Consider the following 10,277-nt stretch of genomic DNA (forward strand, 5'->3'; position numbering starts at 1 on the left):
ACAGAAGAAATCCATCCGCTGCCCATACTGCGGCGGCACTGCCATCCTCCGGGACGCTTCCTTCGTCTATGGGGAGAAGTCCTACGGCGGCAAGGTTTATGTATGCAGCAACTATCCCAGGTGCGACGCCTATGTAGGAGTCCATCCCGGAACCCGGATCCCCAAAGGCACGCTGGCAGACCAGGAACTTCGGAAGAAACGGATGCTGGCACATCAGATCTTTGACCAGATCTGGCTGAGGGGGATCTTAAGCCGCCCCGACGCCTATCACTGGATGGCGGACAAGTTCTGCCTCTCCGATGAGCAGGCACACATCGGGATGTTCGGGAACTATATGTGTGACCAGGTGATCCGGGAGTCCAAAAAACTTCTGGCAAACCAGCGCCCCCGCCTTCAGGCGGCAGGCTGAAGGGAGGGAAATGCGATGGTAAAGCCCATGACACCCGCCCAGAAGCAGCTGGCGGAAGATCATATGGATCTGGTCCCAAAGATCATCCGCTCAATGACAAACGGAAGCCCTTTAACCAGCGAGCAGCGGCAGGAACTTTGCCAGATCGGATACCTGGCCCTGTGCCGGGCAGCCGTCTCCTGCGGGGAAGGGTTCCCCTTCACTCCATACGCTGCAGCTGCTATCCGCAATGCCATTTATGACTCCTGGCGTCACGAAATCCGGGGAAAAGATCTTTTCTGCCCGCTGCAGGAAGATCTGCTGGATGCTATGCCGGCCCTGCAGATTGGCCAGGAGCAGGAAGCAATGCCGGATGCAGCGCCCCTGGCACTGAAAGATACGGCGGCAGGTGCTTATCTGGAGACACTCAAAGCCTCCCAGTGCAGCACCATCCAAAAAGGCATTGAGGCCCTCTGCTTCCAGCTTGAGGGTTACTCGGCCAAGGAGCTGTCCGCTCACTACCAGGTGCCTTCCAACCATATCCGGGCCTGGCAGAGCAAAGCCCGCAGATTTTTACAGCAGGATGCAGCGCTGTGCGCTCTGTTATCCTGAACGATAAAGGAGGAACTTTTATGCTTACGCTCTATACCGCTGTCGGCAGTCTTCAGTTTGTAAATGTGAACGGGAAACCGGTCCCCCATGTGATCAATAATCAGAAGGAATACGGGATGTCCAAAGAAGAGCTTCTGGTGTGGAGCTGCCTGGCCTTCCAGATCCTGACCTATCCGGAACTGGAGCGGCTGTTTGAAAAGAACTGTGCGGACTCCGGCCAGTCCATCTCTCTGCCGCTGTCCCATTACCTGAACCGGCTGCTCCTGCGGGGCCTCTTGGTAAAAGGGATGGGAGTAAGCGCTGTGGACGCCCTGTACCGGCTTCTGGGAACGCTGACCATCACACCCGTCGAGGACCGTTTCCTTCCCCGGCTTGCCAGTGTGTTCCTGCTCTACACCAAAGGGCAGGTGCGTTTAAAAGACATTCCCCGGCTCCTGCGTAAGACAAAATGTACGCCCACGGAGCGGGAAGTCCTGGCTCTTGCCGGGAAAGCGTCTCTGTCCACGGCAGAGCTGCTGCTCAGTATGGAGCGGGGCGTCCTGATCCGGAAGGAAGAGGATATCCTGGAAAAGCTCTACACCTCGCCGGAAGACACCTGCAGCACCCTTACGGATACCGTGCAGATCACCCACGCCCAGTATCCCATCCTGCAAGCGGTCAGCAACCTGTACCTGAACCAGAAGATCCTGTTCCAGAAGATTTGATCCGAAAGGAGAACCCTATGCCGAAACCATTATTCACCCGGCTGGCTGCCATCTGTGCAGTCGGCCTTTTCTGTGTCCTGTTTGGAGGCGTTTATGCCCTGTCTCAGAAGGATACCATCCTGCTGGTCATGAGCCTGCTTCTTGGAGTGTGCTGCATCATCCGCTTCCTTCTTTTATATCGTACCATCAAGACGGAAGACTACCTGATCCTGGAAGGCACCTGTGTTAAGCGGGAGAAATCGCCCCTCACCCGGAATCAGCAGGTGTTGTTCCGTACTACGGAAGGGAAAGAATACCGCTTCAGCCTGGAAAAAAATACCCGGCTTCTGGCTGGCCACAGTTATCGGCTTTATTTTAAAAGAGAATACGCGCTGGAAGAAAATCCAGGAAAAGCACTTCACGATCCGGCGCTGATCGGTTACGAGGAACTGGTGGAAGTATCTGCAGAAGAATAAAGTAATTTTAACAATTTGCTTCCATCCATTGATTGTTTTCTGATAATAAAGTAGAATATTTTATGTAATGTAACTTAGACTATTTTCACAGGAACATAGGAGGTGCATCATGTTTCGCGCTCACTATATGTTAGCATTTGGCCACTACGAGCAGGCTACTAATGAATTAGCAAAAGCCATGACAATGATGGAACATCATGACTATAAATCTGCGTATCTTCATTTCAACGCATCTGCATCCCAGGGGCTCCGCACAATATCCGCTATAGATCTGCAGAAAATGATTACAAAGGGTACAAATGCGGGTTTGAATAGGTTGCATAGAAATGTTCCTGATTTCTCAGCCGGAATCCCATCCGTAGTACGGCCCGCTTCCAAAGTACAGGATGATCGATCTTCAGAAGCCTTTCCAGACGTAAGCAAAGAAATGGCGGAAGAATCTATGACGAGGGCAAAAGAACTGCATCGGACTGCCTCCAGGCTTTTATTCCAAGAAAAAGTACACTGTGGATAAACAGACACCACTCTTAGACTTCTTTACGATTTTCATTGAAAACATCCCAGGAGATCACTCTCCGGGGACATCCACAAATTTGTATCCGACTCCCCACACGGTCTGGATATATTCTTTTGTTGTTACCTCTCGCAGCTTCTTGCGGATATTACTAATGATACAGAACACCGCACTGCTTACATCCACCGGCTCCTCTTTCCAGACTGCCCGATATATCTGTTCTTTTGTGTAGACTCTTCCTGGCTGACTGGCGAGATAAACAAACGTCTGAAATTCATACGTTTCCGTCAGAGGAAGCACCTTCCCCTGGTAAGAAATCTGGTGCTTGACTGGATCAATGCAAAGACCGGAATACTGAAGAACCTTATCACTCCCTATCGCTGGCTCCTTTGTATCAAATTTCGCCAGGATCTGCTCTGTCACCTTTCCAGCTGGATCCGTGGTACGGAGGATGATTTCAATTTGCCTCATCTCTCACCAGCTTTCAAATGACTACAAATTAACGACATATTATTTCAGTTATCGGCTTATATTCATCATCTACAACTTATTTATTAACTTGGTGTTTTCTAAAAATCCAATAACTAATTGCAGAAAATATAACAGCTCCGGCACCGTTTACTATCATTGCCATATCTGGCCACCTTATTACCACATTTCCTATACTGTAGGCAGTATAGGACTGGAAAGAGAAATCTGCAATTTTAGATGGGAATAAAGACAATATACGACTCCAGGTATATCCTCCGGTATCTGGTGATAAAAAGGTTGGGATGATTATTAAAAGAAAAGCAATAATAATAACTCCATATGTGTTTTTTAGTAATGCAGACATTAAAAGCGTTATTCCCACTATCCCCAGAGTAAAGAAATATGCTAAAACCAATGCATAAATAACTGCCTCTCCCATTGTTAAATGATATCCCACGGATACTGCAGGATATTTTAATTGGATCGGTAGGTCTGCTCCATCAGTTCCTAGAAGACCAAGATATACTGCTGAATAAATTAATGTAATTCCCCAGTATACACAAGTCGTAAATAGCCATACTGTAATGATTTTGGCAAATATCAATTTGCTTTTTCCATATTTCATACATAGTATTAGCGAGTCACATTTTGATTGATATTCCCCGGAAAAAATCGGTGCAATCCCGATGCAAATAATCATCATAATCAGAACAGGCCATGTCAGTGCATCTAAAATCATGTCCCAGCCTTTGTGATAACCATATTGATATTCCGGTATTTTTTCCACTTCACGCTCCCAATAATCTGCTTCAACAGGCGTAAGCTGGCCTCGCTCTTCTCTTAATTGAATATATTTCTGGTCTCTCTCAAGACGTGCTTGTATAAAATCTTTACCGACATTTTCCTCAAAAACATCCTTTATGTCCATACTACTGCCAGGTTCCTTATATACATTTGAAATTAAACTCAGTAACTCTCTGTTGGACTGATAAAAAGTTCTATATTTTTCTTCAGACAAGTAATGGTACGCTTCGTTATTGGAATTAGTATCAGGGTTATTAGCGTACTCTAAATACTGATTTACAATTTCATTCACTCTATCCTGTGTTAATTCTTGCCGCTGCTGAGTATCTTTCAAAACTTCAACAGCTTGCATTCCACTTACAGTCTGGCCATTTTGATCTGTTGCAGTAATTTGAATAATGCTTGAATAAACACAAAAAACCAAAAATAAACAACATCCTATAACTGATATTTGTGTCAGTCTGCTTTTCCATATCTTTTTCCATTCATATTTAATCATTCCACCCATTAATTTCTGTCACCTACTTCCATCTCATCCGAAAAATACTTCAAATACAAATCCTCCAAAGTTGGTTCAACATTAATAGCCCCCTCAATTGGAGCTTCTAAAGACACAATTCTGGCATCAACATAATTCGCTAATGCATGTGAATTTGCTATACAAAACTGCGCTTCAAATTTTGTCCAGTCTTTATTTGGAATATGGCAGGACCACACCTCTCCTTTCACTTTATCAAGTAGCTCTTCTGGTGTTCCCTGCAAAATAAAGCTTCCTTTTTTCATCACAAGTACCTGATCAGAAATATATTCTATATCCGATACAATATGTGTCGATATAATGATAATTTTATCTTTTGACATTTCAGATATGATATTTCGGAAATACGCACGTTCTTTAGGATCTAACCCTGCAGTCGGTTCATCTAAAATTAAAATTTTAGGATCATTTAACAGAGCTTGTGCAATACCCAATCGTCGCTTCATCCCTCCTGAAAAGGTTCTGATTTTCCTATCTGCCTCTTTCTCTAAATTAACCAGCTTTAATAGTTCTCTTGTTCTTCTCTTTGCATATTTCGGCTGCAAACCTTTAATCGAAGCAATATAGAGCATAAAATCCTGCGCTGTAAAACCTGGCGTATATCCAAACTCCTGCGGTAAATATCCCAATAAATCCCGAAACCGCTCTCCCATCTGTAAATTATTTTCACCGTTTACTTTAACTTCTCCAGATGTAGGTTCAATGATTCCGCAGATCATTTGTAAAAGCGTTGTTTTTCCTGCGCCATTGGCACCTAAAAACCCATATACTCCTTCTGTTAATACCGTATCAATCTGTTTTACCGCAATTTTATTTTTAAATTGTTTAGACAGATGTTCCATAGCTAATTTCATCCAGATTTCCTCCTGTCTTTTTAAAAAGTCTGTGTAACTCTATTATCGTGCCCCCCAAAGCTATTAGCCCTATGCCTAACCACATATTAAAGTAAGATGCCTGGTATATTCTTATATCCGATATTTTGGAAATTATAATTATACAATTTAAACATACTCCCCAGGTTAAAGAATACAGCGAAACATTCTCCTCCCTGCACCTATTTAAAATCATCAAGCATCCAAAGCACATAATGATATAAGGCACTATTCCATATAATATTACCTGCCAAATTATAGTTTTCTTAAATATAGACATTCCTAACGCCATGCATACGAAAAAAATCAAATCAAATAATCCGAATGTTATCAAACGAACCATAAGCACTTTGCCAAATGAGTTTTTGGCTGTCATTTGTATTTCTACCATTCCTGGCTGAAATATGTTACATATCTCATTCGCATTAATTAAACATAGCGCAGGACCAGATACTGCGATCAAGGTCCATGTCCAACCGCTAATATCAATTTGTTCAGTGCTGATTACATATAAGATCATGATAGAAATAATAAACTTTAGAAGCCATGTTTTCTTATTAATAAATCGTAACTGGTTTATAAAAAATTCTTTATTACACATCCGTTGTTTTTCTGGATACAATTTTACTGCCTTAGCCTTCATAATAGTTTCTTCATATTTCCGGATGTCGTACAAAGGCACCTCTATTTTCCCCAGTTCTTTCATTAACCGTTTATCTATCATATTTCATAACTCCAATCTATTTTTCAGCGTTTTTTCAGCATTTTTCAATTTATATCGAACAGTAGATGCAGGAATATCTATTATCTGGGAAATATCTTTAATTCTGAGTTCCTGATAATATCTCAAAATAATTATTTCCTTGTCTAAATCATCCAAAGAGTCCAATGCTTCCCAAATGCTCATTTGCATTAACTTTTTATCTATGCCGCCATCATCATATCCTTCTTCCACTAATTTCAAATTCACATTTTTGGTTTTACGGATGTAATCCCTGATAGAATTTTTTGCGATAACATATAAATAGTTCTTCAGCCTACCATATTCTTTATATCTATCTATTTCCTTTATGAACTTTAAAAACACATCCTGAGTAATATCTTGAGCCACCTCCCTATTTCTCACATGATAAAAACAATATCTATATATACATTTATAGTTTTCTTGTATCAGCGTCTCTATCTCACCCTCATCGAAGATAAGTTTTTTCACAAGCTTTTTTTCAAACACAAAAATTCTCCTAGTTTCATCTATCTTGTTCTCGTTTACTTCCTTTTATAAGGTATAACGTTTGAAAACAAGAAAAAAGCAACTTTTAATCAATTTTTTTATTTTTTGTAGAAAAATCCCAGGAGATCACTCCCCTGGGACATCCACAAATTTGTATCCAACTCCCCGCACGGTCTGGATATATTCTTTTTTTGTAACCTTCCGCAGCTTCTGTCGGATATTTGCAATGATACAGAATACAGCGCCACTTACCTCCACCGGTTCCTCCTTCCAGACTGCCTGGAAGATCTGTTCTTTTGTAAATACTCTCCCTGGCTGACCGGCAAGGTACACCAGAGTTTGAAATTCATACGTTTCCGTCAGAGGAAGCACCTTCCCCTGGTAAGAAATCTGGTGCTTGACTGGATCAATGCAAAGACCGGAATACTGAAGAACCTTATCATGATCTGTCGCTAGTTTCTCTGTATCAAATTTCGCCAGGATCTGCTCTGTCACCTTTCCAGTTGGATCCGTGGAGCGAAGGATGATTTCGATCTGTTCCATTACGCATCACCTGTTTAAAAGTCGAAAGACATTATTTCGTTTCAGTGTTAATCAAAGCTTTTATTTTTCCGATCAAATCATAATCGGTTTTGCAACAGAAAACGCCACCATAAAATTTTGTCTGTTTTTTAAACAGGCAATCATCATCGCCAGACATAAGCAGGAAAGGGACAGGGATTCCTTTTTGACGAATTTCTACGAGTAAATCCAGTCCTGTGCCATTCTGCATATTGTAATCAGAACAGATTGCATCGACTTTTTGATGTTCCAGTAATCGCAAAACATCTGTTCCCCCTGTTGCTATATAAACCTCAAAATACTTTTTAAAGTAGAGACCAGAAAACCTAAAAAATCCAAAAGGACTGCTACACGACAGTTTTTCTTTTGCCGTCGCCCGACAGGAAATAGCTATATTTTCTTAAAGTGGCAAATCCTTTCGTCTAAATCCCAACAATCCAATTGTCAGAAAAATAGCAGTTAATCCCAACAAAACCACAAGGCTAATAACCGAAACAATATTTCCATTGACAAGCTGCCTTGGATTGAACAAACTCAATGGATTGCAGTAAAGAAGAATTTTGGCATTATCATATACAGAAAAAAACATCTGCATAATGATGAACAACGAAATTCCCCCGGCCCCACAGCCGATTGAATATTTAACATCATTGAATAGACAAGCAAACATAAAGCAAAACGCCGCAATGAATAATTGCAGGGCGAGCAAGCCTAAATTTAGTAATAAAAACCGGGGTATATCCAATGCGCCTTTGAACATCATGGAACAGCATACAATCATCAATCCTGTATTGAATGCGATCATCACAACCACCCCCAAAAACAGATTGACCCATTGTGTTATAACAATTTTCGTTCTGCCATGCTTTGAATTTAGCAGATAGGCAAGTGATCCATTTTCCACATACTTTGCAAGTAGGCGATAGCACATTACGATACTGTAAATGAACGGTGTAACAATCAAAACAAATTTATACAGGTATGTAATGATGAAATCCAGCAAGGTCGTCCCCATATCCTGCATACCGAATGCAGCAAGAACAACCGGCATACTTTCCTCTAATGATTCCAGACTGTCCTTTAGTGATGGATCATACATTGCCACCAGTGTGACAGCATACATTGCAATGATACTTAAAAAAATAACATATAATTTATAGTTCGCTTTTACTTCTTGTTTCATCAATGAGCGGATCATGCTTTAGTTCCTCCATAATGCTGCATAAATACTTCTTCGATTGTTTGGTTTCTTACTGCTATATCTTGCACATCGTAATGTACTAATTCATGCACAAGATCATTGACAGAGCTATCCAGTAGAAAAGATACCTTATAATTTCCATCAAATGTACTGTCAGCATGAACCCGTGTAAATGCCTTTGCAAGTTCAGGGGTTGCAAAGGTAATCGTGTAGTGCTTTTTGTTCGTACCTCGAATACTCTGGATACCTTTATCGGCAATCAAGTGTCCGTCTTTAACCATCAGCACTCTATCACAAGTGTTTTCGACTTCTTCAAAAATGTGGGACGACATAAATATCGTTTTCCCTTTGTCTTTTTCTGATTTTATAAGCTCGACAAACTTATTTTGCATAATAGGGTCTAATCCGCTGGTCGGTTCATCTAAGATTAACACAGACGGATTGTGCATAAATGCAACGACTAACCCTAATTTCTGTTTTGTCCCCTTTGACATTTTTTTGATCTTGATACGAGTATCTAATTCAAAATAATCTACGAGGTGACGAACCTGTTCTGTGGAAACATTCTCTTTTGTTTCCATCATAAATCGGATGAACTCATTGCCAGTCATTCGGTCATTCAAGAATGATATTTCTCCCGGTAAATAACCAACTTTTGATTGTATTTGCTTTGCCGCAGAGAACGTATCCATATCAAAAATTTTAGATATACCCTGCTGGGGATGGATAAATCCCATCAAATGTCTTATGGTCGTTGTTTTGCCCGCACCGTTTGATCCCAGAAATCCAACAACCTCTCCTTGGTCAACAGTAAAACTTAAATCAAAAATTCCTCTATAGTTTCCATAGTCTTTTGTCAAATTGTGTACTTCAATCATCTTCATAAGTATTCCTCTTTATAACTAATCTGTTTAATCATTGCTTTCCATTTTTCAAATTCCGCAATAGCTTCCTCAAACACAATCGGTTGATTAGTTCGATGCTTTTCGGACAGATACCCCTCGGATAACCACGAAAACATTTTGTAAATGTACTTCGGATCAATGTCCTCTTTGAATCGCGAAAAGTCAATGTTCTTGAAGTATTCATCGAATGTGGTATCAAAATTTTCAGCGAGATAATCATTAACCGAAGCCGAAACTTTTTCGTCTTGAAAAAGAACCATCCGCAGCGAAAAATCATACATATAAGGATAGTCAGACCATATTTTCAATTTGGTTCTTATCCCGAAGTCCAACATATCGAAAAAATCAGTTATGGCACTCATTTCCGCTACATCTACTGCTTCCAAAGAAACTTTGCTGCAAAAATCGCACAGGTAAAGATAAAACGTTTCTTTATTTTTGAAGTAGTAAAATAACAGTCCTTTAGATATTCCTGCTTTTTCAACAATCAAATCAGTGTTTGCCTTTTTATATCCGTATTGCCCGAAACATTCCAGTCCTGCGTTTATAATCCGCATTTTCTTTTCGGACGGTAATTCCTCAAACTTCTCCGCAGACAATTTTCAGACCTCCTTTGACTATTTCAGTCAATTCCATTCTAATACGTTGACTATTTTTTTCAAGGTCCCAGCAATCACTTCTTTAGCCCTTCCCGATATTTTCTGCAAAAATACTATCCGTTTCAATTCAGCAATATATTGTTTGAGTGCATATATTGTTTGATGTTTGATTGCATATATTGTTTGATTGCATTTGACACCCACTATATCTTGTGCTACTATAATCTTGTATTTGAGTTTTTGTGTCATCCCGAAATGGGAGTCTGGGCCATTCACCCAGGACACATGCTGTTTAAGTTGGAAAATCGTGTCATTATAATGCCGTTTTTTACGGCACTGTAATGGCACTTTTTTTATTTTCACTATTATTTATTTTAACGCCCAAAGAGGCAGAAAGGAGAATTTCTATGTCAGCAATCATC

General features: G+C 40.8%; 15 protein-coding genes. 5 read left to right on the plus strand and 10 right to left on the minus strand.

Features of this window, described 5'->3' with window-relative positions; all coding sequences use genetic code 11:
- The 5 genes from B5E53_RS17900 to B5E53_RS17920 all read left to right on the plus strand — a co-directional run.
- A partial coding sequence (locus B5E53_RS17900) for a DUF3268 family zinc-finger domain-containing protein (RefSeq protein ID WP_140401532.1) occupies positions 1–409 on the plus strand: 409 nt, incomplete at its 5' end.
- Positions 410–424: 15 nt separating this feature from the next.
- Complete coding sequence (locus B5E53_RS17905; protein ID WP_087162279.1) at positions 425–1,000, plus strand: sigma-70 family RNA polymerase sigma factor; 576 nt, start codon at positions 425–427, stop codon at positions 998–1,000.
- Between the two features lie 20 nt (positions 1,001–1,020).
- Positions 1,021–1,704, plus strand: coding sequence for a hypothetical protein (locus B5E53_RS17910; RefSeq protein WP_087282311.1), 684 nt, complete (start codon positions 1,021–1,023; stop codon positions 1,702–1,704).
- 17 nt (positions 1,705–1,721) lie between these two features.
- Positions 1,722–2,159 (plus strand): hypothetical protein, encoded by a 438-nt coding sequence (locus B5E53_RS17915; protein ID WP_087282313.1) that lies wholly within the window; start codon positions 1,722–1,724, stop codon positions 2,157–2,159.
- Positions 2,160–2,268: 109 nt separating this feature from the next.
- Positions 2,269–2,673 carry a HEPN domain-containing protein gene (locus tag B5E53_RS17920; protein ID WP_087282315.1) on the plus strand — a complete coding sequence of 135 codons (405 nt, stop codon included), beginning with the start codon at positions 2,269–2,271 and terminating at the stop codon, positions 2,671–2,673.
- 54 nt (positions 2,674–2,727) lie between these two features.
- Here the strand turns inward: B5E53_RS17920 and B5E53_RS17925 are convergent, their stop codons facing one another.
- The 10 genes from B5E53_RS17925 to B5E53_RS17970 all read right to left on the minus strand — a co-directional run bounded on the left by B5E53_RS17925 (position 2,728) and on the right by B5E53_RS17970 (position 9,855).
- Positions 2,728–3,144, minus strand: coding sequence for a response regulator transcription factor (locus tag B5E53_RS17925; protein ID WP_087282317.1), 417 nt, complete (start codon positions 3,142–3,144; stop codon positions 2,728–2,730).
- Between the two features lie 76 nt (positions 3,145–3,220).
- A complete protein-coding gene (locus B5E53_RS17930; protein ID WP_087282319.1) occupies positions 3,221–4,456 on the minus strand; it encodes an ABC transporter permease in 1,236 nt (411 codons plus the stop codon).
- Positions 4,456–5,340, minus strand: a complete 885-nt coding sequence (locus tag B5E53_RS17935) for an ABC transporter ATP-binding protein (RefSeq protein WP_087282321.1) — start codon at positions 5,338–5,340, stop codon at positions 4,456–4,458. Before B5E53_RS17935 ends, B5E53_RS17930 begins: the two co-directional genes overlap by 1 nt.
- Positions 5,312–6,082 carry a hypothetical protein gene (locus B5E53_RS17940; RefSeq protein ID WP_087282323.1) on the minus strand — a complete coding sequence of 257 codons (771 nt, stop codon included), beginning with the start codon at positions 6,080–6,082 and terminating at the stop codon, positions 5,312–5,314. Before B5E53_RS17940 ends, B5E53_RS17935 begins: the two co-directional genes overlap by 29 nt.
- A 3-nt stretch (positions 6,083–6,085) precedes the next feature.
- Positions 6,086–6,589, minus strand: coding sequence for a sigma-70 family RNA polymerase sigma factor (locus B5E53_RS17945; protein ID WP_158097058.1), 504 nt, complete (start codon positions 6,587–6,589; stop codon positions 6,086–6,088).
- 126 nt (positions 6,590–6,715) lie between these two features.
- Complete coding sequence (locus tag B5E53_RS17950) at positions 6,716–7,132, minus strand: winged helix-turn-helix domain-containing protein (RefSeq protein WP_087317456.1); 417 nt, start codon at positions 7,130–7,132, stop codon at positions 6,716–6,718.
- A gap of 31 nt (positions 7,133–7,163) precedes the next feature.
- On the minus strand, positions 7,164–7,544 hold the full coding sequence (locus B5E53_RS17955; protein WP_343215684.1) for a response regulator: 381 nt from the start codon (positions 7,542–7,544) through the stop codon (positions 7,164–7,166).
- A 6-nt stretch (positions 7,545–7,550) separates the two neighbouring features.
- Complete coding sequence (locus tag B5E53_RS17960; RefSeq protein WP_087162312.1) at positions 7,551–8,348, minus strand: ABC transporter permease subunit; 798 nt, start codon at positions 8,346–8,348, stop codon at positions 7,551–7,553.
- Positions 8,345–9,235, minus strand: a complete 891-nt coding sequence (locus B5E53_RS17965) for an ABC transporter ATP-binding protein (protein WP_087162313.1) — start codon at positions 9,233–9,235, stop codon at positions 8,345–8,347. The genes B5E53_RS17960 and B5E53_RS17965 overlap by 4 nt, the downstream gene beginning before the upstream one ends.
- The gene (locus B5E53_RS17970) at positions 9,232–9,855 is read right to left on the minus strand and encodes a TetR/AcrR family transcriptional regulator (protein ID WP_087282329.1); all 624 of its coding nucleotides are present in this window, start codon (positions 9,853–9,855) and stop codon (positions 9,232–9,234) included. The genes B5E53_RS17965 and B5E53_RS17970 overlap by 4 nt, the downstream gene beginning before the upstream one ends.
- Positions 9,856–10,277 lie beyond the last annotated feature (422 nt).

The organism is Eubacterium sp. An11 (genome assembly GCF_002161065.1).
In the GTDB taxonomy this organism is placed as follows: domain Bacteria; phylum Bacillota; class Clostridia; order Lachnospirales; family Lachnospiraceae; genus Anaerobutyricum; species Anaerobutyricum faecale.

Coding starts and splice junctions, on each gene's coding strand:
- B5E53_RS17905 (WP_087162279.1), top strand. CDS start 425: ATGGTAAAGCCCATGACACCCGCCCAGAAGCAGCTGGCGGAAGATCAT.
- B5E53_RS17910 (WP_087282311.1), top strand. CDS start 1,021: ATGCTTACGCTCTATACCGCTGTCGGCAGTCTTCAGTTTGTAAATGTG.
- B5E53_RS17915 (WP_087282313.1), top strand. CDS start 1,722: ATGCCGAAACCATTATTCACCCGGCTGGCTGCCATCTGTGCAGTCGGC.
- B5E53_RS17920 (WP_087282315.1), top strand. CDS start 2,269: ATGTTTCGCGCTCACTATATGTTAGCATTTGGCCACTACGAGCAGGCT.
- B5E53_RS17925 (WP_087282317.1), bottom strand. CDS start 3,144: ATGAGGCAAATTGAAATCATCCTCCGTACCACGGATCCAGCTGGAAAG.
- B5E53_RS17930 (WP_087282319.1), bottom strand. CDS start 4,456: ATGGGTGGAATGATTAAATATGAATGGAAAAAGATATGGAAAAGCAGA.
- B5E53_RS17935 (WP_087282321.1), bottom strand. CDS start 5,340: ATGAAATTAGCTATGGAACATCTGTCTAAACAATTTAAAAATAAAATT.
- B5E53_RS17940 (WP_087282323.1), bottom strand. CDS start 6,082: ATGATAGATAAACGGTTAATGAAAGAACTGGGGAAAATAGAGGTGCCT.
- B5E53_RS17950 (WP_087317456.1), bottom strand. CDS start 7,132: ATGGAACAGATCGAAATCATCCTTCGCTCCACGGATCCAACTGGAAAG.
- B5E53_RS17960 (WP_087162312.1), bottom strand. CDS start 8,348: ATGATCCGCTCATTGATGAAACAAGAAGTAAAAGCGAACTATAAATTA.
- B5E53_RS17965 (WP_087162313.1), bottom strand. CDS start 9,235: ATGAAGATGATTGAAGTACACAATTTGACAAAAGACTATGGAAACTAT.